This is a genomic window from Bradyrhizobium sp. 87 (assembly GCF_023073015.1).
In the GTDB taxonomy this organism is placed as follows: Bacteria; Pseudomonadota; Alphaproteobacteria; order Rhizobiales; family Xanthobacteraceae; genus Bradyrhizobium; species Bradyrhizobium canariense_D.
This window is the reverse complement of the sequence record NZ_JADPIQ010000125.1, coordinates 16,806-41,491: the sequence shown is the minus strand read 5'-3', so window position 1 is coordinate 41,491 and position 24,686 is coordinate 16,806. Positions and strand designations below refer to the sequence as shown.

21 protein-coding genes and 2 pseudogenes are annotated in these 24,686 nt (G+C 60.8%); 21 read left to right on the top strand and 2 right to left on the bottom strand.

Annotation, left to right across the window (positions count from 1 at the left end):
- Nucleotides 1-125: 125 nt before the first annotated feature.
- The 4 genes and pseudogenes from IVB50_RS30615 to IVB50_RS30600 all read left to right on the top strand — a co-directional run bounded on the left by IVB50_RS30615 (nt 126) and on the right by IVB50_RS30600 (nt 5,065).
- Nucleotides 126-1,676 (top strand): hypothetical protein, encoded by a 1,551-nt coding sequence (locus tag IVB50_RS30615; RefSeq protein WP_247299056.1) that lies wholly within the window; start codon nt 126-128, stop codon nt 1,674-1,676.
- Nucleotides 1,673-2,574 (top strand): annotated as a pseudogene (locus IVB50_RS30610) (hypothetical protein). Before IVB50_RS30615 ends, IVB50_RS30610 begins: the two are co-directional and overlap by 4 nt.
- A gap of 85 nt (nt 2,575-2,659) precedes the next feature.
- Nucleotides 2,660-3,709 (top strand): type 2 isopentenyl-diphosphate Delta-isomerase, encoded by a 1,050-nt coding sequence (fni, locus tag IVB50_RS30605; RefSeq protein WP_247299054.1) that lies wholly within the window; start codon nt 2,660-2,662, stop codon nt 3,707-3,709.
- Nucleotides 3,710-4,855: 1,146 nt separating this feature from the next.
- Entirely contained in the window at nt 4,856-5,065 is a 210-nt protein-coding gene (locus tag IVB50_RS30600) for a hypothetical protein (protein ID WP_247299051.1), read from the top strand.
- 723 nt (nt 5,066-5,788) lie between these two features.
- Here IVB50_RS30600 and IVB50_RS30595 read toward each other — a convergent pair.
- Nucleotides 5,789-6,379: a hypothetical protein gene (locus tag IVB50_RS30595; RefSeq protein ID WP_247299049.1), complete on the bottom strand. Its 591-nt coding sequence runs from the start codon at nt 6,377-6,379 to the stop codon at nt 5,789-5,791.
- Nucleotides 6,380-6,707: 328 nt separating this feature from the next.
- On the opposite strand from IVB50_RS30595, the gene IVB50_RS30590 reads away from it, so the two are divergent.
- From IVB50_RS30590 to IVB50_RS30535, 12 genes are all read left to right on the top strand, one after another.
- Nucleotides 6,708-7,028, top strand: coding sequence for an iron-sulfur cluster assembly accessory protein (locus IVB50_RS30590; RefSeq protein WP_247299146.1), 321 nt, complete (start codon nt 6,708-6,710; stop codon nt 7,026-7,028).
- Nucleotides 7,029-7,067: 39 nt separating this feature from the next.
- Complete coding sequence (locus IVB50_RS30585) at nt 7,068-7,361, top strand: NifU family protein (protein WP_247299047.1); 294 nt, start codon at nt 7,068-7,070, stop codon at nt 7,359-7,361.
- An 18-nt stretch (nt 7,362-7,379) separates the two neighbouring features.
- Nucleotides 7,380-8,573, top strand: coding sequence for a cysteine desulfurase NifS (gene nifS, locus IVB50_RS30580; RefSeq protein ID WP_247299045.1), 1,194 nt, complete (start codon nt 7,380-7,382; stop codon nt 8,571-8,573).
- Entirely contained in the window at nt 8,570-8,791 is a 222-nt protein-coding gene (gene nifT, locus IVB50_RS30575; protein WP_247299043.1) for a putative nitrogen fixation protein NifT, read from the top strand. The genes nifS and nifT overlap by 4 nt, the downstream gene beginning before the upstream one ends.
- Before the next feature lie 473 nt (nt 8,792-9,264).
- The gene (locus tag IVB50_RS30570; protein WP_247299041.1) at nt 9,265-11,382 is read left to right on the top strand and encodes a prolyl oligopeptidase family serine peptidase; all 2,118 of its coding nucleotides are present in this window, start codon (nt 9,265-9,267) and stop codon (nt 11,380-11,382) included.
- Between the two features lie 627 nt (nt 11,383-12,009).
- Nucleotides 12,010-13,566, top strand: a complete 1,557-nt coding sequence (nifB, locus tag IVB50_RS30565; protein ID WP_247299144.1) for a nitrogenase cofactor biosynthesis protein NifB — start codon at nt 12,010-12,012, stop codon at nt 13,564-13,566.
- A gap of 15 nt (nt 13,567-13,581) precedes the next feature.
- Entirely contained in the window at nt 13,582-13,803 is a 222-nt protein-coding gene (locus IVB50_RS30560; protein WP_247299039.1) for a 4Fe-4S binding protein, read from the top strand.
- Nucleotides 13,804-14,911: 1,108 nt separating this feature from the next.
- Nucleotides 14,912-15,232, top strand: coding sequence for a nitrogen fixation protein NifZ (locus tag IVB50_RS30555; protein ID WP_247299036.1), 321 nt, complete (start codon nt 14,912-14,914; stop codon nt 15,230-15,232).
- Nucleotides 15,229-15,468 carry a nitrogen fixation protein NifZ gene (locus IVB50_RS30550; RefSeq protein ID WP_018457702.1) on the top strand — a complete coding sequence of 80 codons (240 nt, stop codon included), beginning with the start codon at nt 15,229-15,231 and terminating at the stop codon, nt 15,466-15,468. The genes IVB50_RS30555 and IVB50_RS30550 overlap by 4 nt, the downstream gene beginning before the upstream one ends.
- Before the next feature lie 11 nt (nt 15,469-15,479).
- On the top strand, nt 15,480-15,839 hold the full coding sequence (locus tag IVB50_RS30545; RefSeq protein WP_247299034.1) for a hypothetical protein: 360 nt from the start codon (nt 15,480-15,482) through the stop codon (nt 15,837-15,839).
- A gap of 865 nt (nt 15,840-16,704) precedes the next feature.
- Nucleotides 16,705-17,040, top strand: coding sequence for a hypothetical protein (locus tag IVB50_RS30540; RefSeq protein WP_247299032.1), 336 nt, complete (start codon nt 16,705-16,707; stop codon nt 17,038-17,040).
- Nucleotides 17,041-17,460: 420 nt separating this feature from the next.
- On the top strand, nt 17,461-17,610 hold the full coding sequence (locus IVB50_RS30535) for a hypothetical protein (RefSeq protein WP_247299031.1): 150 nt from the start codon (nt 17,461-17,463) through the stop codon (nt 17,608-17,610).
- Nucleotides 17,611-17,932: 322 nt separating this feature from the next.
- Here IVB50_RS30535 and IVB50_RS30530 read toward each other — a convergent pair whose 3' ends face one another.
- Nucleotides 17,933-18,487 carry a peroxiredoxin gene (locus IVB50_RS30530; RefSeq protein WP_247299029.1) on the bottom strand — a complete coding sequence of 185 codons (555 nt, stop codon included), beginning with the start codon at nt 18,485-18,487 and terminating at the stop codon, nt 17,933-17,935.
- Nucleotides 18,488-19,009: 522 nt separating this feature from the next.
- Between IVB50_RS30530 and nifH the strand changes: the two genes are divergently transcribed.
- The 5 genes and pseudogenes from nifH (at nt 19,010) to IVB50_RS30505 (ending at nt 24,678) form a co-directional block, all read left to right on the top strand.
- Nucleotides 19,010-19,900 (top strand): nitrogenase iron protein, encoded by an 891-nt coding sequence (gene nifH, locus IVB50_RS30525; protein WP_026233535.1) that lies wholly within the window; start codon nt 19,010-19,012, stop codon nt 19,898-19,900.
- 58 nt (nt 19,901-19,958) lie between these two features.
- On the top strand, nt 19,959-20,687 hold the full coding sequence (locus IVB50_RS30520; protein ID WP_247299027.1) for a nitrogen fixation protein NifQ: 729 nt from the start codon (nt 19,959-19,961) through the stop codon (nt 20,685-20,687).
- A gap of 637 nt (nt 20,688-21,324) precedes the next feature.
- Nucleotides 21,325-21,940: pseudogene (locus IVB50_RS30515) on the top strand (hypothetical protein); the annotation flags it as partial.
- Between the two features lie 119 nt (nt 21,941-22,059).
- Nucleotides 22,060-22,392 (top strand): nitrogenase stabilizing/protective protein NifW, encoded by a 333-nt coding sequence (gene nifW / locus IVB50_RS30510; RefSeq protein ID WP_018458226.1) that lies wholly within the window; start codon nt 22,060-22,062, stop codon nt 22,390-22,392.
- A gap of 1,173 nt (nt 22,393-23,565) precedes the next feature.
- Nucleotides 23,566-24,678, top strand: coding sequence for an electron transfer flavoprotein subunit alpha/FixB family protein (locus IVB50_RS30505; RefSeq protein ID WP_247299025.1), 1,113 nt, complete (start codon nt 23,566-23,568; stop codon nt 24,676-24,678).
- The last annotated feature ends 8 nt before the right edge of the window (nt 24,679-24,686 follow it).

The window sequence follows — 24,686 nt, the reverse complement described above, 5'->3', positions numbered from 1 at the left end:
AGCATCGGCGCGTCGCCGCACCGGAGCAGGGCGACCGTCCGGCGCTGCCCATGCGCGGGGCCGCGACGGGCCCGCGGCGACGTGCGCGGCGTCTGCCCGGACCGTCTGCAGAAGGAACATCCCGAGTGAACGCGCTTTCCGAACAGATCCTTTCCGAATTGCGCCACCTGCTGAGCGAGATGAGCGACGGCGGCAGCGTCGGCCCGTCGGTCTATGACACGGCGCGAGCTCTACAGTTCCGCGGCAACGTCACCGGTCGGCAGGACGCATACGCATGGCTTATCGCGCAGCAACAGGCCGATGGCGGATGGGGAAGCGCGGACTTCCCGCTGTTCCGCCATGCGCCCACTTGGGCGGCGTTGCTGGCATTGCAGCGTGCCGATCCTCTTCCCGGCGCTGCCGACGCAGTCCAGGCTGCAACACGGTTCCTCGAGCGCGAGCCCGATCCCTACGCGCATACGGTGCCGGAAGACGCGCCGATCGCCGCGGAGCTGATCCTGCCGCAGTTGTGCGGCGAGGCCGCATCCTTACTGGGCGGCGTGGCGTTTCCGCGCCACCCGGCGCTGTTGCCGTTGCGGCAAGCGTGCCTGGTCAAGCTGGGGGCGGTAGCGACGTTGCCGAGCGGCCATCCGTTGCTGCACTCCTGGGAAGCCTGGGGAACCTCGCTGACCACCGCATGCCCGGATGACGACGGCAGCATTGGCATCAGTCCGGCGGCCACCGCCGCGTGTCGTGCGCACGCCGTGACACAGGGGAGCACGCTGCAGGTCGGGCGCGCCGACGCGTATCTGCTGGCGGCATCGCGCGCGACGCGCAGCGGCATCGAAGGTGTCGTTCCCAACGTCTGGCCGATCAATGTGTTCGAGCCATGCTGGTCGCTGTACACCCTGCATCTGGCCGGGCTGTTCGCGCATCCCGCGCTCGCCGAGGCGGTGCGCGTGATCGTCGCGCAGCTCGACGCGCGCCTTGGCGTGCGCGGTCTGGGCCCGGCCTTGCACTTCGCGGCCGATGCGGACGACACCGCCGTTGCGCTGTGCGTCCTGCGCCTCGCAGGCCGCGACCCGGCGGTCGATGTGTTACGCCATTTCGAAGTCGGCGAGCTGTTCGTCACCTTCCCCGGCGAGCGCAATGCCTCGGTGTCGACCAACATTCATGCCCTGCATGCGTTGCGACTGTTGGGAAAGCCCGCCGCCGGGACCAGTGCCCACGTCGAGGCCAATCGCAACCCGCATGGTGTATGGGACAACGAAAAATGGCACGTTTCGTGGCTGTATCCCACCGCGCATGCGGTCGCTGCGCTGGCGCAAGGCAAGCCCCAGTGGCGCGACGAGCGCGCGCTGGCGGCGCTGCTGCAGGCGCAGCGCGACGACGGCGGCTGGGGCGCCGGTCGCGCGTCCACATTCGAGGAAACCGCCTATGCGCTGTTCGCGTTGTACGCAATGGACCGGAGCGAAGAGCCGACAGGGCGCCGGCGCATCGCGCAGGCGGTGGCGCGTGCGCTCGAGTGGATGCTCGCCCGCCATGCGGCGCATGCATTGCCGCAGACGCCGCTGTGGATCGGTAAGGAACTGTATTGCCCCACCCGGGTCGTGCGCGTGGCCGAACTCGCCGGGTTGTGGCTGGCGCTTGGTTGGGGGCGGCGCGTCGCGGCCGAGGGAGCAGGAGCGGCGCCATGATCCAGACCGAACGCGCGCTGCAGCAGGTGCTGGAGTGGGGGCGTTCCCTGACCGGGTTCGCCGACGAGCATGCCGTGGAAGCGGTCAGGGGCGGCCAGTACATCCTGCAGCGCATCCAGGCGAGCCTGCGCGACACCAGCGCCCGCACCGGCCGCGATCCGCACGACGAAACGCTGATCGTGGCGTTCTATCGCGAACTGGCGCTGCTGTTCTGGCTCGACGATTGCAACGACCTTGGCCTGATCGCGCCGGAGCAGCTCGCTGCCGTGGAGCAGGCGCTGGGGCAGGGCGTGCCGTGCGCGCTGCCCGGATTCGAGGGCTGCGCTGTGCTGCGCGCTTCGCTGGCCGCGCTCGCCTACGATCGTCGCGACTATGTTCAGCTTCTTGACGATACCCGGTGCTACTGCGCGGCGCTGCGCGGCGGACACGCGCAGGCGGTAGGGGCGGAACGCTGGTCCTACGCCGAGTACCTGCACAACGGCATCGATTCGATCGCCTACACGAACGTGTTCTGTTGCCTGTCGTTGCTGTGGGGGCTGGACATGGCGACCTTGCGCGCGCGTCCGGCGTTTCGCGAGGTCCTGCGGCTCATCTGCGCGATAGGGCGCCTGCACAACGATCTGCATGGACGCGACAAGGACAGGTCGGCCGGCGAGGCCGACAACGCGGCGATCCTGCTGCTGCAGCGCTATCCGCCTATGCCTGCGGTGGAGTTCCTCAACGACGAGCTGGCCGGCCATACGCGCATGCTGCACCGGGTGATGGCGGAAGAACGCTTTCCCGCGCCGTGGGAACCGTTGATCGAGGCCATGGCGGCCATCCGCGCGCAGTACTACCAGACCTCGAGCAGCCGCTACCGCAGCGACGCTGCGGGGGAGGCCAGCGTGCGCCGGCCTGAACGCGCGGGAGGCGGCGGCGTGCGCGCGTTCCCGTCGGTCCGATCCGACGCAACGCCGTCGCCCGATGCGACGGACGGAGCGAGCATGAGCGACACCGCCCTGAGCCGGCGCAAGGACGACCATCTGGACATCGTGCTGGACCGACGAACGGCGCCGGCCACGATCGCCCCCGGCTGGGAGTACGTCCGTTTCGAACACTGCGCATTGCCCGATTTGGACCTGACGCAGATCGACCTGCGCGCCTCGCTGCTGGGCAAGACCATGCGCGCCCCGCTGCTGATCAGCTCCATGACCGGCGGCATGTCACGCGCCGAGGCCATCAACCGGCATCTGAGCGAGGCAGCGCAAGCCTTGGGGATTGCCATGTGCGTCGGTTCGCAGCGCGTGAGCCTGCAATCCCGCAACTCCCAGGGGCTGACGCGCGCGCTGCGCCGCCTAGCCCCAGACATTCCCTTGCTGGCCAATATCGGCGCCGCGCAACTGCGCGAGGCCGACGGCCTGGACCTGGCGCGCCGGGCGGTAGATGCGCTGGAGGCCGATGGACTCATCGTCCATCTCAATCCGCTGCAGGAAGCGCTACAGCCGGAGGGCGACCGCGACTGGCGCGCCGTCCTGGCGCAGATCGCTCGCGCCGCGCGCAGCGTGGGCGTGCCGATCGTGGCCAAGGAAGTGGGGTCGGGCCTGTCCGCCTCGGTGGCCTGTGCGCTCGTTGCGGCGGGCGTGGCGGTGATCGATGTCGCCGGCGCCGGCGGCACCAGTTGGGCCGCGGTGGAGGGCGAGCGCGCCCGCGATGCCGCCGACCGTACAGTGGCAATGGCGTTCGCCGATTGGGGGATTCCGACCCCAGCCAGCCTGCAGGCGGTACGTGAGGCGCTGCCAACGGTGAAGCTGATCGCGTCGGGCGGAATCCGCGACGGCGTCGACGTGGCCAAGGCCATTCGCCTGGGCGCGGACATCGCCGGGCAGGCGGCCGGCGTGCTGCGCGCGGCTACGGTATCCACCGAGGCGGTTGTCGCGCATTTCGAGATCGTCATCCGCCAGTTGGCCGTCGCCTGCTTCTGCACCGGCTCGGCTGATCTGGCGGCGTTGCGTCACGCGCGCTTGTTGCCATCGGCGCATCTGCCCGCCGGTTGATGGCGGCGTCGTCCGCACTTGCGGCGGGCGCCTAGTCTTACTCAGCCAGAAAGTCGCGGATGCGGGGATTCGCGGTGGTGGCGGATTTGCTCGGGTGCTGCTTCGTGCCAGGGAAGCGCCCCGCCATGCCCGACTGGACAGCCGAGAGTGAAGCCGCATTCGGCGCCTATGTCGATGCTTTGATCGGGGTGATCGGCCACGCCGAACGAGCTGAGCCCCTGACGGGGCCGGAACAAGGTGCGCCGGGAGACCGGCAAGGAGTAGATGGTGCAAGTCCATTGCAATGAAGGAGTAGCGATCGACCCCGAGTCATGGGCGATCCGTCGTGAGGAGACTTTCTGTGGTGTCAAACAAAGGTTGTTAGGCTCAAGCAGTCCGTCAGCATCGTTTTGAGACAAAGCGGTGGCGGTGGAATGAAGGTTACGATCGAGGGCCGGAACGAATTTGACGACACATGCCGGAGGAGGTCCGCATAGACAAAGAGCTGGGAGAGCCTGTTCGACGTCGACATCTTGCTTGTCGATGCGCCATACCAAGAAGATCATGGCAGCGCTGCAGAGCGCGGTCGTGAATCATGAGGCGGAGACATATGCCCTTCTCGCCGGTTTTGGCCGGACTGCCATACACTCCCACCGGTCAGCGACTAGACGACACGCCGGATCCGAACCGTCTGCGGCAACATTGAGGTTCGCAATCCCCGATGGATGCTGTGCCGGGAATGCCATCCAGGGCCGATCGAACGACACCGGAGCTGATGGAACTGATGGCGCGGCTAGGAAGCATGCTGCCCTACCGGCAGGCGCCAAAGGTGCTGGCCGATTCCTGCCCACTGAACCAACCGAGACGCATGCGATCGTGCGCAAGGTACGATCAGGATCGGCAAGCGGCTCGACGACCAGGTCATGCAGGAAACTGGCGTGCGAGGTCCCAAACGGATGACCGATGGCACCTTGAGATGCAGCTTCCCGGAGCTCGGCGCAAAGAGTTCGTCATCAGCATCGATACGGCGTACGTTCGTAGCGCCTGATCAACATTCGGCGCGAATTTTCGAGCTCGTCGTGGCCAGATGCGCCCGCGGGGGACGGGGAGAAAGGGGCGGTTGCTATTTCTTAACCGGCAGCACCGACCATCAGGCAATCCGCGATCGTGCTCTTCGCCCTCTCTAGGAAGTCGGAATATCGCGGCTTTGGGGATGTGACGGTGACCTCGGACGGGGCCGAAATCTTAAAGCGGCTGCCCCGCGCCATGCCGAAACCAACGACCCACATCATCGACTGGTTTCATATTGCCATGGAGATCCAGCCCATACAGCAGATCGCCGATCGCATCGTACGATTCCGATCAGGCCCTTTTTGAGTGCTTCCAGCCATCGGCAGGGACGTCAGAACTGTGAAGTGGCGTCTCTGGCATGGGCGGGTCGGTCGCGCGATCCGCGACCTGGAGCAACTTCCCAGGGCAGATTCAGTTGCGGCATGCTGCATAGCTTCGCTTCGTTCTCACAACATTGAAGACGTGCGGCAAAGTCTGCTCAAGCATCGCTTGGCCTGGCTCGAACCGGCACCCCGCCGTCGCGTTTTTACGGCTCTGCGGAATTGCATGTACGAGGCAAACCGCTTGACACTGGCTCCGTGGGTTCTCGATGCAAACGTGCGCGTTACTTAGTCCCCCTCGGTCTCCATCATTCATGGGCGCAGCTCGCCGATAATTTCGGCTGGCGAGCATCGAACGCGCGACATCTCTGCGCTACGCAGGCTGGCAAAGGCCTGGAGCACAGCGCCAAAGCCGAACCATACATCGGCGATCCGCCCTCTGAAATGTGACCGCGACCATCATCCGATCAGCATTGGATTGTCCGGATCCCCATGGATGCAGTCAGGCGGACGGTCGTGGCCAGCCGCCCCTCAGTGCAGTTGACGACAGTGCTCTTGGCCGACACACGACTAGCAGAGTGGCGGTGTGATCTCCCGAAAGGGAGGCCGGTAGTCCATCACCAGGGTTTGTCAGAGCCAGTCCCGGTGAAGCGGGCGCAGTGACTCTCTCCGCGGCATATTCGTCGAGCTGGCGAGAGAGAGGTCTGCCTCAGACGGGGCGGTTTTCGCTTCTGTTTTTCACCGGCTCCATTTTGGCCAGGCCGTCCTCGTATGAAACCTCCCTGTATGATCCACCGATGTCCTTGGCCGCGTCGAGCAGGTAGTCGAGCCTACCGGCCGTACCGAGCTTCTTGATGTCATTCTTGTCGACGCCGGCGAGGTCCATCATCTCCTTCCAGACAGTTGATTCGTCGCAAGGCAGAATGCGGAAGGTGATGTCGCCTATCTTGGTGCGGTACTTCGCCAGCAGATCAATGTTGTTGCAGAAAATGAAATAGCTGCCTTTGGGGCTCAGCCTGCCATCCAGAACCGTTGCAGCCTCAGGTAGATACGCGAACGAATGCAGATATCCGGCAAGGACTGGGATGGTCGGTTCGCCTTCCTCCGCGATTGCAAGAACTTGTTCAATGGAATAGTCCGGCGGTCGCTTTTCGTCGGCGAGCTGGGCTTGGAACTTCAGCGCGATGTCGCCCCGAAATCCAAATCGCCCCGGCTTCGTTGTCTCGGTCTTAAGCACCGCATTCAGCAACCGCCCCTCCTTGTCCAACTGGCCAAGAGCGGTGTTGTCGATCGACGTCATGGAAGGCTCCTCATCAATCTGTCGTGTACATGCATCGCCAATGCGGCGTGTCCGCTGACCTTATGCAAGTTGTTTGCCGTGCGCCCATGTCTGCAGCGACGCACACGGTAAGCGGCGGATTGGCGCAATGTGCAGGGATAATACGTGCTGGCACCATCACGAGGTCTCGGCCGGATAAGGCCGGGACGCCCGAAAACCGCCTGTCGCAAATCAGACAGGTCGCAAATCGAATGGTCGCCGCCTTCAAAACCAATGGACTTCGGCTGCATCTCGATTGGCATGGGATTTGCGAATTGTGCCTCCGACAGAAACTGAGAGCGAGCCAGAAATGATCAGCCTAACGGATAGCGCCGTCAACGCACTGAAGGCCGCAATCTCCTCGACGGCCCAGCCGGCAAGCGGTTTGCGGGTCATGGTCGAAGGCGGCGGTTGCCAAGGGTTCACGTACAAAATGGGTCTTGCTCATGAGCCGGTCTCCGATGAGCCCGTGTTTGAGCAAGACGGGATCAAAGTCTTCGTCGACAAGGCGAGCCGGGCGCATCTCAACGGCACCACGATCGATTTCGTGGTGTCGCTCGAAGGATCAGGGTTCCGCTTCGATAACCCAAATGCCAAATCGAGCTGCTCCTGCGGCAAATCGTTCAGCTGAGTCGCCTTCGGACCATTCGCAATGGAAGGAGCATCGAACATGGGCCTGAAGGCTGAACGAACGAAGCAGTCTTCGAGTGCAGAGGCTTCCGATCGCGAGCGGATTGTCCGTGCCGTGCTCGATGAGATTCGGCCAAGCCTCAGGCGTGATCGTGGGGATTGTGAGCTCGTCGAAATCGAAGGCAACAAGATCATGGTCAGGCTCACCGGCGCCTGCATGTTATGCAAGCTTGCGGGAACGACGCTCGCGGCCATTCAGGCGCGCCTGATCGAGCGGCTCGGCGAGTTCGTCCGCCTGATCCCGCTCCCCGCAGCTGCCAAAGAGGGGCCTTAAGTGCAGAGCGGACAGTCCGTGCAGCCGATCTACCTGGATAACAACGCGACGACCCGTGCACATCCATCGGTAGTCGCGTCAATGCTGCCGTTCTTCTCTGGGCAATTCGGCAATGCGTCGTCCGGGCATGCATTCGGCATTGAGGTTGCGCCCGCATTGAAACAAGCGCGCCGGAAGGTGCAGGCCCTCGTTGGCGCGGCATTCGATCACGAGATCGTCTTCACCTCGGGCGCGACTGAATCCGACAACACCGCGATCCTGTCCGCGCTCGCCGTGCAGGAGGGACGCGACGAGATCGTCACTACGGCCGTTGAGCATCCAGCCGTGCTGTCCCTTGCCGAGGAGCTGGGCCGACGCGGAATCAAGACCCATGTCATTCCGGTCGATGCAAGAGGCCGATTGAACATCGAGGCTTATCGCAACGCATTGTCGAGGCGGACGTCAATCGCCTCGGTCATGTGGGCCAATAATGAGACCGGTACGATCTTTCCGGTGAAATCCCTCGCCAAGATGGCGCGCTCAGTCGGCGCGCTCTTTCACACCGATGCGGTCCAGGCGGTCGGGCGGATTCCGATTGACCTGAAGACTACGGACGTCGACATGCTGTCGCTCTCCGGCCATAAGCTCCATGGTCCGAAGGGGATCGGCGCGCTGTATGTGCGCAAGGACACCAGGTTCCGACCGCTGATCTTCGGCGGCGCACAGGAGCGGCATCGCCGCGCTGGCACCCAAAACGTTCCGGGCATTATTGGGCTGGGCAAGGCGGCGGAACTCGCTGCGGCACACCTCATACAAGAGCAGACGCAGATTGGCATGCTTCGCGACCGGCTGGAGCAAGGCATACTCGCTCTCGGCTGTTGCATCGTGCTTGGTGATATCAAGAACCGCTTGCCAAATACGTCCAACATCGCATTCGAGCATCTCGAAGCAGAGGCCATCGTCGACCACCTGAACCGCAACGGAATTGCCGCTTCGCTCGGTTCAGCCTGCGCGTCCGGCTCGATGGAGCCGTCCCATGTCCTGCGCGCGATGAGAGTACCACCGGCCTTTTTGCGCGGTGCGGTTCGCTTCTCGCTGTCGCGCGAGACGGCGCCGGATGAGATCGATCGTGTCCTGCAAGTCCTGGCGGACATCAATGCCAAACAGAGAGCCTTGTGGCGTGCGTGTCAGGAGCGCGCGGGCGAGAGCTCACAAGTTGCGGAGCTCCTATGAAGGTCATGATTCGCCGTTCGCCCGAGGCGGGGCTTTCGATTTATGTGCCCAAGAAGGATCTTGAGGAGTCGATTGTCGAATGTGAGCACGAGACGCTGTGGGGTGGTTGGATTAGAATCGCGAACGGGTGGGTGCTCGACCTACCCGCGATGGCGAGTGACACCATCCTTCCAATTACGATCAATGCCAGGAAGCGCGGCGGCGAAGCAACCGAATGATGAATGCTGCGACTCCACAGAACCTCGCCAAACCAGCGGATGCGGAAGCTGTTCTTGGCGCAGCGGTCCGGCCTTTGCGAGGAAAGCCATCAATCCCTGGCTTTGGCTTGGCGTGGTCGAAGGTTCCAGCCGAACCTGCCGATGACTCCGGAAGCGGTCGAACCGTCCTTGGGACCCAAGATGGCGCCGACGCATGGTGTCAAACGCAATACTCGGCCTAGGCCTGCACTGTTGGGCCAGCGAGATGGCGTTGCCGGGGAGGCCTCGCGAGGGCCCATTGTGCTGACATCGCCAGCCCGGTCGTTACATTCCGCACATCTTCACAGCGTCAGGCCAATCGCTGCAACTCCGCAAGATACAGTTTCGAGAGGATTGGATCTCGCACCGGGCCAATTCGTAGCTTGCAATCGTGATGCAACGTTCGCGATGCAAATCCTTGAATCAGTCGAATTGCGCGAAGACTAAGGTTGTAAATGACGCATCGTCATACAAGGAGCGTCGACGACTCGCGAACTGGAAGGCCAACGCCCTCCGCTCCTGACGATGATCCCTATCTGTGGTTGGAACAAATAGAAGGCGCGCGGGCGCTGAACTTCGTCGAACGGCAGAATAGCAGAACCCTGGAGGTGTTTGGCGGACCCGCAGCCGAACGAGACAGAGATGCGCTGACAGCGATTTACGACCGACCTGACAATATCCCCTATGTCAGCCGGCGCGGCGAGTATCTCTACAATCTCTGGAGGGACGCCAATAATCCACGCGGCCTCTGGCGGCGAACCACTCTGGAAGAGTATCGCAGGCTGAAGCCATCATGGGACATCCTGCTCGACCTCGATCAACTTGCGGTCAGCGAAGGCAAAGACTGGCTTCTGAACGCCACGGCCGCACCGCCTGGAGATCACTCGCGATGGATCTTGAGTCTATCGCGCGGCGGAAGCGATGCCGTCACCTTGCGTGAATTCGACTCAGACACGAAGCTCTTCATCCACGATGGCTTTGTCTTGCCGGAAGCCAAAGGCAGCGGCGTATGGCTCGATTTTGATACACTGGTGTTGTTAAGCTCTCATGGTGACGGCATGGCCGCGACCACCGGCTATGCGCGCACGGTGAGGCTGTGGCGGCGTGGTACGCATGTTGACAACGCGGCAGTGATCTTTGAGACCAAGGCCGCTCATGTGTCAGTCGGTTGCAGTGTTGACGACACTGTCGTGCCGCCCAGGATCTGGTTCCTCGATGCGACAGACGTCTCCAATTGCGTGGTCTGGCTGGGCGATGAAACGGGAGCCAAGACGAGGCTCGATTTGCCAAGTAACATCTGGATGCGGTCGCATCGCAACTGGCTTGCCCTGAAGCCGCGCGAATCCTGGTCTGTGGCAGGGCACACCTATGCCGCGGATACGGTGCTCGTCATCGCGCTGCCGGCATTCCTGGCGGGCAGCCGCCAGTTCGAGATTCTCTTCGAGCCGGGCCCGCGCCGCGCGCTGCAGAGCTTCTTTTGGAGTGCGGGCAAGCTTGCGCTTTGTATTCTCGACGAACTCCGCCCAGTGTTCGAGATCTGCACTCCATCCGATCATCGCTGGAACCGCGAGCAATTGGGCGGGCTTCCTGATCTTGGCGTCGTTGACATCTGGTCTCTCGATCGCAATCCGTCCGAGAGCAATGGCGACTTGCTGGCTCACGTCGAGGATCCGCTCACCCCGCCGTCTCTCATCCTGCTGGAGCGGGGCGTGGGCAGTCCCGGCGTGCTGAAGCAGGCGCCGAAGACGTTTGCCGCGGAGCACTGCGTGGTCACGCGGCACGAGGCCGTCTCGATCGACGGTGAGCGAATTCCCTACCTACAGACCGGCCCGGTCAGACAGACCGGCAACGCGCCGGTCCATCTGAGCGGATATGGCGGGTTTGGAATCTCCGTGAAACCGTATTACAATTCCGCGCTCGGTAAGCTTTGGCTTGACTGCGGCGGCACCACGGTTCAGGCAAATTTGCGCGGCGGCGGTGAGTTCGGCACGCGCTGGCACGACGCCGGCCGGCTGGCCGGCAAGAGATTGTCGCATGACGATTTCGCAGCCGTCGCCGCCGATCTCGTTAAGCGCGGCGTGACACAGGCCAAGCGGATCGGGGCCGAGAGTGGATCGAACGGCGGCATCCTCATTACCAACATGCTAACGCGATATCCTGGGCTCTTTGGCGCACTGTTCTGCACCGTCCCGCTGATCGACATGCGCCGCTACACCAAACTGCTCGCCGGGGCGAACTGGCTCGCCGAATATGGCGATCCCGACAACGCTGAGGAGTGGGAGTGGCTGAAGACCTATTCTGCCTATCATGCTGCAAGACCCGGGCAGTCCTATCCACCGATCCTGATGGCCACCAGCCGGCGGGACGATCGCGTCCATCCCGGACATGCGCGCAAAATGGCAGCGAAGCTGCAGGCGATGGGCTATGAGGCTTATTTCTACGAGCATGCCGCCGGCGGCCACGGCTATGGCAAGGACAACAGGGAGCACGCCGGCTTGTTGGTGCTGGGTCTGCGTTTCCTGAAGAGCAGGATCGGCTGGCTGGATACCGAGGACGTCAGCGACGTAGTGTAGTTGTTGGACGGCAGTTCGTGCGATGTCGACCGAGGCGGCTGCAGCTTTACGAATCTGAGGTGTCCACACCCGCACCACCTATTCGAGATGCCTACCAACGTTTGGACGCACGGTCCAATTCGTGGCCGTCGGGACCCTGGGCACCAGGCGTTTCTCTTCACCTGCCCGACAATGCGTCCGGAGTGTCAGGAAGGGGCCCGCGTGATCTTCACGACATAGGTCGGTAACGGGTTTCTTGTCTGCATCTAGGAAGCATCGCCGGTTCAAGTTGCCCTTCAAAGCGCGTCCGGAACGTCTTTTGCGGATTGTGCTTTGCATACGCGTCACATTTCGGCGACAAGATCAACTTTCAACGACACCAGCCGCCCTGCTCTTTGCCCAAGGGCTTAGATGAACCAGCGTACCGCCCTCGTAATAGCGCTGCCGGGCGCTCTTGTGATCGCAATTCTGTCAGCTTTCGAACATGAGTTGATATAACGGACATTCGAACGGACGGTGCCTAACTGCTTGGAGCGAAACACAAAACACGTTTGTGGCAGGTATGGCACGCCAGTTGCTCTTGGCTTTTCAGAAACGACTCTGGGGATGCTTGCTGGAAGGATTCGGCTTGCGAAGAGAATTGGAAAAATGAGTACTTCAGCGCAACACCAGGTAGCCTGCGGCGGCGGCGAGATCAGCGAGACCATGCAAGTCATGGCTAAGCACAACAGCTGCGGTACGGTCGGTGGGAGCGGCAAGGCCAGGTGCCGATCTCAGGCCGGCATCGGCAATGTGCCAAATGAGGTCTGGGAAAAGGTGAAGAACCATCCCTGCTACAGCGAGGAGGCGCACCATCATTATGCCCGGATGCATGTCGCCGTCGCACCCGCCTGCAATATCCAGTGCAATTACTGCAATCGTAAATACGATTGCGCAAACGAATCGCGCCCCGGCATTGTCAGCGAGAAGTTGACGCCGGAGCAGGCCGCCAAGAAGGTGCTGGCGGTCGCTTCCGCCATCCCTCAGATGAGCGTGGTCGGCGTTGCTGGCCCTGGCGACCCCCTGGCGAATCCGGACAAGACATTCAAGACCTTCGAGCTCGTCAATAAACTCGCGCCAGATATCAAGCTGTGCCTCTCGACCAACGGTCTGGCGCTAGCTGATCATGTCGACACGATTGCAAGACTTAAGGTCGATCACGTGACGATCACGATCAACATGATCGATCCCGATATTGGCGCAAAAATCTATCCCTGGATCTTTTACCGCCACAAGCGCTACACCGGCATTGAAGCTGCAAGCATCCTCAGCAATCGGCAGCTCCAGGGCCTGGAGATGCTCACCGCGCGCGGCATCCTGTGCAAAGTCAACTCGGTGATGATTCCCGGGATTAACGATCAGCATCTGGTTGAGGTTAACAAGGCCGTGAAGTCGCGCGGCGCCTTCCTGCATAACGTGATGCCGCTGATTTCGTCACCCGAGCACGGCACCGTGTTCGGTCTCAGCGGGCAACGCGGCCCGACCGCACAGGAAGTGACAGCATTGCAGGATAGCTGCGAAAGCGAGATGAACATGATGCGTCACTGTCGCCAGTGCCGCGCCGACGCCGTCGGACTGCTCGGGGAGGACCGCGGCGCCGAGTTCACCATGGAAAAGATCATGGCCATGGACATCAAATATGATGAACAGGCCCGAAAGGAGTATCAGGCCAAAGTCGAGAAGGCGCGCATTGCAAAGCTTGCGGCCAAGCAGGAGCAGCTTGCTGGGCTTGCCAGCGCGTCCAGCGAAATCAAGGTGCTGGTGGCGGTTGCAACCAAGGGCTCGGGATTGATCAACCAGCACTTCGGTCATGCCAAGGAGTTCCAGATCTACGAGCTCTCAACTTCGGGCGCAAAATTCGTTGGCCATCGTCCTATTCATTCCTATTGCCAGGGCGGCGATGGCGAGGACAGCAAGCTCGAAATCGCCATCGATGCCATCAATGACTGCCATGCCGTGCTCGTGTCAAAAATCGGCGGCTGCCCGAAGGCCGAATTGATCAAGGCCGGAATCGAACCGGTCGATCAGTACGCCTGGGAGTTCATTGATGGCTCGGCGATCGCCTGGTTCAAACTCTATCTCCATAAAGTCAATGAGGGGAAGATCAAGCACATTGAGCGGGTCGATCCGGCGGCCCGCCGCAATGCGCTGATTTCCGCCGCCTGAGGATGGGTTCAGACAATGCCGTTCAAGATCATCGCCTCGCAATGCACGGGCTGTTCGGCGTGCGAAACGCAGTGCCCGAACTTCGCTATTTCCGAGCGAGCCGGCGTTTTCCTGATCGATCCTGAGAAATGCACCGAGTGCGCCGCCTACTTTGATGAGCCCCAATGCGTGGCAGTTTGCCCGGTTGACAATACATGCGTGCTTGATACGGCGCTGCCGCGTCACCAGGCTGCTTGAGGGCCACGATGGATGTCACTACGACACTCGTTCAGAAACTCGGGCGGATGATGCTCCGCCTTCACGAGGTGCCGGCCACGACTTTCCCCTTCTCAGACCGGGTGGACGGCTCTCGCTGGTCGCTAACCTTTTCGCCAGTTGTCGACCCATATTCTGGCAACGCGCACGTGGGCGGGAGCGCTCGAGCTATTCCTGTCGACCCGAGGCCGCTGTCTTGGGTGTCAAGGATCAATTTCGCCGATGGACCCACAAAGGGCTGACCCGTCTTCCACGATATCAATCCAGTCACGTGCGGCCATCATTGAACAGGCGATATTCATGCCCGAGGCCTTCTTCAGTTGGTCATCCGAGAGAGGGCGTCCTCACCGAGCCGTGTCTTGGTCGCACGGTATCGAGCCGGCTAAGCATCATCACAGGGCGACAGGGCTATCCTATCACCTCGATGAAGGTGCAGAAATACACCTGCGCCGCGGGATGGCGTTCGGACCCGATCACGTGATGCGGAAACGAATTTCCTGCCACCGGTGCGGTCGGCGCCACCAAGTTGGAATTCGGCTGCTATGAGAGCACCTCGTGCGGGTCTTCCTGTTCTCGCTCAACGCCTATTGCCGACTTGCAGGTGCGTCTCGGGCAACCCGGCGAAGGACGGCAACTGTCGGAGGCTGCTGGGGCTTTGTCCGGCGGACGATGCTAGCGCCAAGGTGTTGTTGGGCGAGCGTATGGGCGGGACCGTGAGTGATCACGTCCACAATGCCCTCGGTTGGCGGGGTAATCAGGTCGACTCTGTCAGCTGTGCGCATCCCGCGCTGAAGCACGCGGCTCGCGGCCGGCTCAAGCACGCCCGGCTCGATGACAGACGCGCGTGCCGCGTCGATGGCTTCTTCAACATCAACGATGGGCTCACGGATAGTTGTCTCGATCGTCTCGATTTTAGGCTGCGGGCATTGATGTTGCTGCACCGGGATCCCGACAGGCTCATGCAATCCGCGACCCCAAGCGCCGCCGTGCGGGAATGGAGGGGGTCCATCGAGCATCATGATAGGGCGGTTCGTAAGCCCGGGCGCTCGCGAGGCGCGGTACAGTTGAACCATGGAGCGGGGACGGCAGCATGAGCAACATCGCCCGTGATAGTGACATCGTCGAGCTGACGGACGCCCCCTTCTTTGATTATGGTGACAACGTGCGGGCCAACCGCACCATCCGCAACGACGGCACCTATGTGGGCAAGGAGATCGGTGAGGTTCTGGTCAAGAAAGGCGAGCTTGGCTATGTCGTCTCGATCGGCACGTTCCTGCAACAATTTTATATTTATGGAGTCGAATTCCTCGGCTCCGGCAATCGCGTCGGCATGAAATGCAAGGAGCTCGATCTAGTCTCGCCAAGCCACGAAGCCGAGGAGCCGTTCTTGCCAGGAGCGGCACCCCGATGATCGAACCAAGATCGCCAAAATACCGGTCAGGCCAACGTGTCAAGGCGGCAATCGATCTGCTCAACGACGGTTCCTTTCCCGGCGCGTCGGCCGAAGAGTGTCTGGTCAGCGTCGGGTATATTGGTCAGATCGTCCAGGTCGGTCGCCATACGGGAGCGAACCTACCCATTTATATGGTCGACTTCGGCAAGCAGTTGGTGGTTGGCTGCCTCGAGGCAGAAATCTCTGCAGTCTAGGATATCGCGCAATGAACGCAGCAATCATCAGACGACATCATTCCGGATTGCCTGCGCATCCCAACGAGCTCGACCGGTGGCGGATCGTGCGCGCGCTGAAGAAGCGCGAGCACTACCGATATGTCTCGCCAAAGGTGACAGCGGTTGCTGGTGGCTATCTGGTCGAGAGCCCGTGCTGCTCAGGCAATATCAATGCGGAGGGCGGCCTCGTCGACGTCGCGCTGCTGCACCACGATAGGACTGCGGCGGCATGGCAGCTGCTCCGCAAAGATCACCGCAGGGGCCTTTGGGAGTGGCATTCAACCCATCAACGGCTTGGCCTGGCGACAGCGGTTCTGAACGCCGACCCTGAACGTTTGTTCTGGCAATAGATCGTGGAGATGGTGCTCGAAGGCGCCTTGACGGAGATCGAGTAGACGCTCGCCGCTATTCATACAGCCTCTGAGCCCTGCCTGACGCTCCGGCAGAAAGCTCCACATCTTGCCTGGATTTGTTGCGAGGCGTCCGAGATGACGCAGAATCCGTTCCGCCGGGTTGGAGGTTCGACCTGCATCTACTCGACAGCGAAGGTCACTGTTACAGATCACGAATGATCCGCAGCGCGCCGGCATTGTGCTGGCCAAGCGCTCTGGCAAATCGATCAAGCAATCGCCTGCCGGTGCCAAGCTCACACAGGACGGCTAGGCCCGCGGGTTGCTTGCCATGCCGTAGTGCCCGGCCCGGGAATATCAGGATCAGGTCGCTCGCTCGTCCATCGGGTCCATAAGACGGGGACAGGCGATGGTCTCCCAGAACTGTTCGCTGAGGACGGAATCGCCTGGGAACGTCAACGTGGCTTATTAAACCAAGGATACTGCGGTAGATGAAGTTTGGATCAGCGAGCCGTGCTCGATCTGCTGACGAGGAATAACGCTCAGGCTTTGTAAGATGTGCCTTTGTGAGTACTCGCCCTTAGGTCCACCGCCGTGCACTCGCCGTGAACGCCGGCTGGTGATGCGCGCGCAAGTGAGGCAGTGCGACTGTCCCGGCCTATCCGCTCTACTCCATCATTAGTATTCGGGCTTGGAAATATCATACTACAAACTACTGAGTGAAGTCGGCGCGTTCAAGCAGAAGCGCTTTTCGAGTTGTTGTTTCGAAGACGCATCGAGTGTCCCATCTCTATCGCTTGCTTCCATGTTGAAGGCGCTGACGTGCACGTGGAAAATCAGGTTTGTCACGCGAATAAAGATCCAGATGACAGAGGACAAATTCGCGTGTAGTTCCGGTTCTTATCTCAAAGAGAAAAATCCGCTTGAATGGTTGTCGATGACCATTGATATGGTAATGGGAAGCAGTTGCGTCTTCGCCAAAAACAAGACGCTCCAGGCAGATGTGCAAAGCGAAATCGGAGAACACGTGGCAAAAAGCACCAAGCGCAAAGAGTATAGTAAGGATGACGTCAAGCTGCTCAAGGCGCACTCAAAGGCCCGCACCCCTGTAGCTAGGGTTTCAAAGCTTATGAAGCGATCCGAGGGCTCTCTAAGACAGAAAGCACGTACCTTGGGGATTGGCTTGGGTCACCAGCGCTGATATCCGCCTTAATGTTCGGAAATTGACCGGCGTAATGATCGAGACGGCAAGGCGGCTTACGACCGCCAGGCCACCCGATCGCTTCAGGTGCCTGCGCCCAAGGGTCAGCTCGCGCCATGAACGAGCTGACCGATTTCCTGATAGACCGGCTCACTTGGCCTAAAACTCGTCGAGTCATGGTTTTAATCAGGGACTGATAAGCCCGACTCGTTCGTCTCATAGTGCGGCTTACATCGGTCAATATAGATTTATCGAGCCCGGAAATACGGTCCGCGAGCGTGCCGGCGGATCATCATCCCGGCCGGTAGACGTCATTCGGCGCTGAGCTATCTCCCTCTCCCTCCATCCTTATCGAGGCGCGACTACTGGAACCCTAGTTGCCCCGAAGAGGGAGCTTGGCCCGAGTCCGTGGGTGCCGGCATGTCGGCCTACAGCATTAGCGGCCTGCGGCTGACGCAGATCGCTCCGATGATGCTGCGGGCCGGCAAGGCGCAGAAAGAAGGGAATAGCCGCGGTCCGGCCTATGGCGACAACATAAAGGAACTCCGGCAGGAGATGTGCGTCGAGTAGGCGCAGAAGCGTACAAGTATTTTGTATGTTCATGCGTAGCCGCCTCGGCATCCTCTTGTATGCGGGATTTGTTATGAGGTGGGCAAGAGCGGTGAACCTTGTTCATCGTCATCATCGAGACCGTCGATTGGCCGCCACGACTGCCGCGCACGGACAGCGCGGCGGCCGCGGTAGACTCGATGGTGGCAATGAGATTTGAATTGCGTGCCGCACTCGCTAGCAGCAGGCCGCATTTGCGGTAAGATCGTCCGTATCCAGAAACGATTGAATCCGACGTCCTTAATTCGGGAGCTGCTCCTTGCTGCACTTTCGATATATTGCCTCAGGCAATTTTAAGCGTGTCGCCGCCGATTTCGCGGTTGCAAGGGCAGAGCTCATCCGTCTGTATCGCATCCAGAACGCGTAACGTGTCCGTCGGGCTGCGGCCGACATTGAGGCTTGTCGCATAGACATGCTGGACCGTGTTCTCAGGATCGACGATGAACGTGTAGCGATGCGCGATGCCATCACGCGATCGCACTCCAAGGCCATCGACCAGTGCGCCCTTGGTGTCCGCAAACTGCCAGATCGATAGACGGTGCAGATCCTTGTGCTCACGCCGCCAAGCGAGCTTGCAAAACTCGTTATCGGTCGAGCCACCAAGCACGATTGCATCGCGATCGGCGAAATGCTTGGACAGGCGAGCAAACTCAGCGATTTCGGTTGGGCAGACGAATGTGAAATCCTTCGGGTAAAAGAAGATGACTTTCCATTTTCCGGGGAAACTCCTCTCAGTCAGCGTCTCGAAGGCGCTCTGCCCGTTCTCCTCTGGCAGGTGAAACCCGGGCTTCACGCCTGTGATGTCGAACGGCGGCAACTTACTTCCAATTCCAGGCATATTGTCCTCACAGCATCGCGTCACACGGAAACAGCGTTCCGCGACTGGCAAAGCAAGCGATATGCCACCCCGCTGATGGCAAGTCCCATCATGCCGGTCGTGGAACATTCGCCTTTGATGATGGCGGTGTCCTCGGACCCTATCTGCACCGTGTGGTCTCCTCAATTGACTGGGCCCGGCATTCCCGTTGCGCGCTCCTTCGCCCGCCTCTCGCAGGGGAATCCACGCGCCCCGCTTTGTCGGTTTTCTGTCAGAGCCCTTGCCGCTGTCGGGTCCACCACAGCTTCCGGTCTCGGGCGCTGCGCTATTAGTCAAGCCTAATCAGATGCTTAACGCGCGTGCGAACGAATGGCACGCCAGTTGCTAACTGAATGCAGCAACAAGGAGTGAGGGCTGAGGGCACGCCGACGCCGATGGCGAGCGATGGCCTCCTTCCCGAAACCCGTGTGCCCACGTTTCTGAGAGAGAAACAGCCTCGCGCGTTCGGCGCGCAAAATTGGCAATCGGTTGATGGAGAGCAACATGTCTTCGCTGAGACAAATCGCGTTTTATGGCAAGGGTGGCATCGGCAAATCGACAACGTCGCAAAATACGCTGGCGGCTCTTGCTGAGCTGGGCCAAAGGATTCTCATCGTCGGCTGTGATCCCAAAGCGGACTCGACTCGCCTCATCCTGCACGCCAAAGCGCAGGACACCATTCTGAGTCTGGCGGCGAATGCCGGCAGCGTTGAGGACCTCGAAATTGAGGACGTCATCAAGCTCGGCTACAAGGACATTCGATGTGTCGAGTCCGGCGGTCCAGAGCCGGGGGTCGGGTGCGCCGGAAGAGGCGTGATCACTTCGATCAACTTTCTGGAGGAGAATGGCGCCTATGAGGACATCGACTACGTCTCTTACGACGTGCTGGGCGACGTCGTCTGCGGCGGCTTCGCGATGCCTATCCGCGAGAATAAGGCACAGGAAATCTACATCGTGATGTCCGGCGAGATGATGGCCATGTATGCCGCCAACAACATCTCCAAGGGTATTCTGAAGTATGCGAATTCCGGCGGCGTGCGCCTCGGCGGCCTGATCTGCAACGAGCGCCAGACCGACAAGGAGCTGGAGCTGGCAGATGCTCTTGCCAAGAAGCTCGGCAGCCGGCTGATCTACTTCGTGCCACGCGACAATGTCGTGCAGCACGCGGAGCTGCGCCGCATGACTGTGCTGGAATACGCGCCAGAGTCCAAGCAGGCGGATCACTATCGCAATCTCGCGACCAAGATCCACAATAATGCGGGACAAGGCGCCATCCCGACGCCAATCAGCATGGACGAGCTCGAGGATATGCTCATGGAGCACGGCATCATCAAGCCTGTCGACGAGAGCCTGGTCGGCAAGACCGCCGCCGAGCTCGCCGCTGTTTCGGCGTAGTTCATCTTGTCGGCCTTCTCGACCGGGGAAGGCCGACATCGTCCACTGCGGGACCTTTATGATTGGCACACAAAGCGAATTTGCCAATACAGTGTCATCTCCTGTATCAGCAGCTCACGTCGCCGAGCAGCGCGATGCGAGTGAGCTCTACGGGCTTCTGACCGGGCGCCATCCAACAGAAGTCGACATCAGCGACGATAACGATTTCGATCGCCATGTGCTCGCTTGCGTTCTCGCCGCATCCGCTATGGATGGCGGCCAACTTCCCGAACGGGCCGGCTTGACTAACCAGGAGCTCGATGCGCTGTTGGTGCAATACTTTCCATCGACGCCGATCAGGAGTTGTACCTGGCGCGAACAGTCCGCGTTACCGGCTCCTGACGAGACGATTATGGTGCGAGACCTCCTGCTTGCGCAACGTTCCACTCATGGAGAGGTCGGCGGCTGGCTCGCGACGATGATCGCGCGGCGCGCCATGGAGCCTAATCACCTGTGGGAAGATCTCGGTCTGCGGGAGCGGGACGAATTGTCCCGCCTCCTGATGCGCCATTTCGGGCCGCTGGCGGCTCGCAACACCAAGAACATGCGGTGGAAGCGCTTCTTCTATCGCACGCTATGCGAAGATGACGGTCTGGTGATGTGTACCACGCCGTTCTGCACGGAATGCAATGATTTTGATCTTTGCTTCGGCGAGGAGAGCGGGGAGAGCCGGATGGCCGGACGCCGGCGGGATCATCTGCGTCGTCTCGATGACTCCGTCCAAGCCATCCGAAGTTCGCAGGGCTGAGCTCATATTGGATGCCCGCTCCTCGGCGCGAGTCCCGGTGTATCGGACCAGCTTTCGGCCAACGGTCACATGACCGGACTGAGGGTTTGAAAAGACACCGGGTAAACAACTTCGCGCAGGCAGCCTAAGCAGGACGCGGCGGCGCCTGATCATCGGGCTTGATAACTGGTGGATGCGACCGTCACATTTACCGCCCAAATGTTCTATGTTGACGCGCGATCGAGGCCAACATCCGCCCTCTCGATCGCGCCCGCTGACTTTTTACGAACGACGACTTGTGGTTGGACGACCGGATGGCTCAAGAATCCTCTTCGATCAGCGCCGGGATGCACGCGCCTTTCCCTGAAGTGTTGCAGCTTGAGGTCAGGCCCGAACCGTTGCCCGGCTGCCAAGCTTCCAAGCTCGGCGCCTGCCTTCAGCTCGGTCGCAAGCGCACCGGACCTGGCGCTCCGCCGTTTCCACCCTGGCGGATTTGCGACACACCGGACTAATCTGAAATTCGACGTCATTCACAAGTTCTCGGGAATTCGAGCGGTTTGGCACAGCAGTTGCTGTACAGCTTCCGGCATAAACCTACGGAGCCGCTGATGGCGTTAGCTGCCGCAATCACCGCGCCCGACAAAGATCAGTCGAGGTCATAGTCCTTAATGACACCACCTTGCGCGACGGCGAACAGACACCGGGCGTGGCCTTCGCGACACCGGAAAATGTCTCGATGGCGCGTGTCGCTGGCCGCGGCCGGAGTCACGGAGATCGAGGCCGGCACGCCGGCGATGGGTCAGGAAGAGATTGCCGCGATCCGAGCGGTCGCCGAAGCTGGCCTCGCGGCCACGATCATCGGCTGGTGCCAGATAAAACCCGCGGATGTCGATGCGGAGATCGAGGCCGGTGTTTCGGTGGTAATCCTATCGATTCCATCGTCGGACGCGCAGATTGCGGCGAAACTCGGTGGCGCCGTTTGGCCGTGCTGGAGCGGGTGAAGCGCGTCGTGGCCCACGCTCGCGACAAGGGACTGGGTGTCGCGCTAGGTGGCGAAGACTCCTCGCGTGCCGATGTCAACTTCCTGATCGACCCACCGCATTGTGATCGGCGAGCATTCAGAGCTTGCCGCTATCACTTCGCTGTTGTCCGACTTGCAGCTTTCGGTCACCGCCGACGAAACCCAAACCATTCTCGCGCGCGTTCGCAAGCATGCCGTCGAGCACAAAGGCCCGGTTTCCGAGGAAACGGTGGTGGCGATGTGGCGCGACATTCATGAGAGATCGCTCCTCAACGGAGGGCGATCAGGTGGTCAGCCATGCGCTTCGCGCGATCAGGTTGGAACATTCGGGCCAGGACGGCTTCTGGTCGCGGATCTAGATGGAGGTTGAGAATGACGACGGACGGGATCCTTTCGCAATTGAACAAGGCCTCCGCGGCAGAGGAGTTTTTTGCACTGCTCGGCGTCGAGTACGATGCGAAAATCATCGACGTGGCGCGGCTTCATATTCTGCGTCGCATGGGTGAATATCTCGCGGGCGAGGAGTTTACCGGTGCATCCGATCCCGACATCGCCTTGCGTTGCAAGGCCACGCTCGAGCGCGCCTATGCCGATTTCGTCACGTCCTCCCCGATCGAACAGCGCGTGTTCAAGGTCTTGAAGGATGCGGCCGCACCACAATCGAACAAGCATCCAGAATTGGTGCAGCTCGGTTCTTTGGAGTGAATTCAGTTTATATCGTGCTCTGGAGCGTGAAGGTTCAGAGAACCTGCCAACCACCCAGGGCGCCGAATTCAAACGCAAGTTGCAGTTACGGCCGCGGGTCCGCAGCTTGGACACTCGGCTCCCTAAGAGCCAATCACGGCTCAGCGCTGATATTTCCGTCGTTTCAAGCTGGTGCCCATGGTGCACCTATCTCCTGCAATTGTACGCCGGCAGCGGGGAGCACATATTTGGCGAGGTAAGAGCACCAAGATGCGGATGACTGTCTTCTGTCGCATTCTGGACATAGGTCCAGCACCGTGTCGAATGTTCCGATCCTCATGAGAGGCTGCCAATCCGATTTCCTTCAGTAAGATTCTGTATTGGCGGTCAATTTTCATCGTCTGCCCAATTGGTACGACAATTGCTGACATTTACTCAGCTAGTCTGGAGAAACGAATGCACATCTTGGTCCGCATCGAGTTTGTTTTTGACGCCGCGCAGTTTCGCGCGCGCTGCCTGTCGACACCATGATACGTCGCGACGCCAAAGCGATGGTTGCATATTCCGACCCGGCTGAGCTGAAAGCTGCGCGTGATCCGCGCCAAAGATTCGTCGACGAAATCACTCCCGCTGGCCGATCTATGGCCGAGGTTTTCCGGGCGGCGCCCTTGCTCTCCGGCGCTGGTCGCGCGGCGCCGTTGACGGGCGGCTTCACCGCCGGCCCTCGTGCCCTCGCCAAGAGTTGCGGGCGTGTCGCTGCAATCGGGAATATTGCGAGGGCATTCGGAGTAATGGATCGCGTTTTCACCGGCAAGCTCGCGGCCGGCAAGGGGACCAGCCGAGCCTCTGGCAGGTCCTCGGTCTGTTCAAGCTCGGTTGCATCTCGAAGATGAGGGGGACCAATCGATCGGATCGAGTGACCGCGCGGTTGCGTGCCTCACTAGTTCCATTGCCAAACGGTGACCCAGAATGCCGAACCGGGAAAGAACGCCCAAGCGCGTGCTTCCTGGCTCGTCGATCAAGGTCCAGCAACGGGTGTCTGGGCCCCGCGCTGCTGCCAGGCAGTGTTGAAAAAATGGCGGCGGGCACGCGGCCGAACTTTAACTGAAGCAATCTTCACCCGCGAATTCAAAGCTGGAGGCGGAGCACGCTTCGCTGGCGAGCCGCTACTGAACACGGATGGGAGTACAGATGATGAGCACCGCACCCAAAAGCGCAGCTCCGGCCCCGGGTGGTGGTCGCGCGGCGACCAAGAGGGAGCTGCCCGAACGATTCAAGGCTTATAGGCACGTCTGGGTCTTCATCGAGCAGGAACGCGGGATAGTGCACCCCGTCTCCTGGGAGCTGATGGGTGCCGGCCGCCGGCTCGCCGACAAGCTCAACGTTGACCTCGCCGCGGTTGTCATCGGCCCGGTCGGGGAGACAACGCAGCAGGCGGTCGCCGAATCCTTCTGCTACGGCGCCGATCTTGCCTATATCGTCGCGGATGATCTCTTGGCCGATTATCGCAATGAATCCTACACCAAGGCCCTGTCAGAGCTGGTCAATACGTACAAGCCGGAAATCCTACTCCTAGGGGCAACTACACTGGGCCGCGACCTCGCCGGCTCAGTGGCCACCACACTGCTCACCGGTCTAACTGCCGACTGCACCGAGCTCGATGTCGATGCCGACGGCTCGCTTGCAGCGACCCGGCCGACGTTTGGCGGCTCACTATTGTGCACGATCTACACACTGAACTATCGTCCACAGATGGCAACCGTCCGTCCGCGCGTGATGCCGATGCCCGAGCGCGTGACCGGTGCCGTCTGGCGCGTCATCTCGCATCCGCTCGGGCTTGTAGAGGAAGATATCGTCACAAAAGTGCTGTCGTTCCTCCCGGACCGCGATTCTACAAAGTCCAACCTTGCCTATGCCGACGTGGTCGTCGCTGGAGGGCTCGGTCTGGGATCGCCTGAGAACTTCCAACTGGTACAGCAGCTCGCGGACGTGCTTGGCGCCGAATATGGCTGCTCGCGGCCGCTGGTCCAGAAGGGCTGGGTCACCGCGGACCGACAAATCGGCCAGACCGGGAAAACCATTCGGCCAAAGCTTTATATCGCGGCCGGTATTTCCGGCGCGATCCAGCATCGCGTTGGCGTGGAGGGGGGCGACCTCATCGTTGCCATCAACACCGACAAGCACGCTCCGATCTTCGACTTCGCCCATATCGGCATCGTCACCGACGCCATTCGACTGTTGCCCGCGTTGACCTCTGCATTCCGCGCGCAGCTGTCGCCGCACTCGCACGACCGCATCGCTGGCTAGGGGAGCTT

Excerpts from the sequence above, each read along its gene's own strand:
- fni (WP_247299054.1), top strand. The coding sequence starts at position 2,660 with ATGAGCGACACCGCCCTGAGCCGGCGCAAGGACGACCATCTGGACATC.
- IVB50_RS30595 (WP_247299049.1), bottom strand. The coding sequence starts at position 6,379 with ATGACGTCGATCGACAACACCGCTCTTGGCCAGTTGGACAAGGAGGGG.
- IVB50_RS30590 (WP_247299146.1), top strand. The coding sequence starts at position 6,708 with ATGATCAGCCTAACGGATAGCGCCGTCAACGCACTGAAGGCCGCAATC.
- IVB50_RS30585 (WP_247299047.1), top strand. The coding sequence starts at position 7,068 with ATGGGCCTGAAGGCTGAACGAACGAAGCAGTCTTCGAGTGCAGAGGCT.
- nifT (WP_247299043.1), top strand. The coding sequence starts at position 8,570 with ATGAAGGTCATGATTCGCCGTTCGCCCGAGGCGGGGCTTTCGATTTAT.
- IVB50_RS30570 (WP_247299041.1), top strand. The coding sequence starts at position 9,265 with ATGACGCATCGTCATACAAGGAGCGTCGACGACTCGCGAACTGGAAGG.
- nifB (WP_247299144.1), top strand. The coding sequence starts at position 12,010 with ATGAGTACTTCAGCGCAACACCAGGTAGCCTGCGGCGGCGGCGAGATC.
- IVB50_RS30560 (WP_247299039.1), top strand. The coding sequence starts at position 13,582 with ATGCCGTTCAAGATCATCGCCTCGCAATGCACGGGCTGTTCGGCGTGC.
- IVB50_RS30555 (WP_247299036.1), top strand. The coding sequence starts at position 14,912 with ATGAGCAACATCGCCCGTGATAGTGACATCGTCGAGCTGACGGACGCC.
- IVB50_RS30550 (WP_018457702.1), top strand. The coding sequence starts at position 15,229 with ATGATCGAACCAAGATCGCCAAAATACCGGTCAGGCCAACGTGTCAAG.
- IVB50_RS30545 (WP_247299034.1), top strand. The coding sequence starts at position 15,480 with ATGAACGCAGCAATCATCAGACGACATCATTCCGGATTGCCTGCGCAT.
- IVB50_RS30540 (WP_247299032.1), top strand. The coding sequence starts at position 16,705 with ATGACAGAGGACAAATTCGCGTGTAGTTCCGGTTCTTATCTCAAAGAG.
- IVB50_RS30535 (WP_247299031.1), top strand. The coding sequence starts at position 17,461 with ATGTCGGCCTACAGCATTAGCGGCCTGCGGCTGACGCAGATCGCTCCG.
- IVB50_RS30530 (WP_247299029.1), bottom strand. The coding sequence starts at position 18,487 with ATGCCTGGAATTGGAAGTAAGTTGCCGCCGTTCGACATCACAGGCGTG.
- nifH (WP_026233535.1), top strand. The coding sequence starts at position 19,010 with ATGTCTTCGCTGAGACAAATCGCGTTTTATGGCAAGGGTGGCATCGGC.
- IVB50_RS30520 (WP_247299027.1), top strand. The coding sequence starts at position 19,959 with ATGATTGGCACACAAAGCGAATTTGCCAATACAGTGTCATCTCCTGTA.
- nifW (WP_018458226.1), top strand. The coding sequence starts at position 22,060 with ATGACGACGGACGGGATCCTTTCGCAATTGAACAAGGCCTCCGCGGCA.
- IVB50_RS30505 (WP_247299025.1), top strand. The coding sequence starts at position 23,566 with ATGAGCACCGCACCCAAAAGCGCAGCTCCGGCCCCGGGTGGTGGTCGC.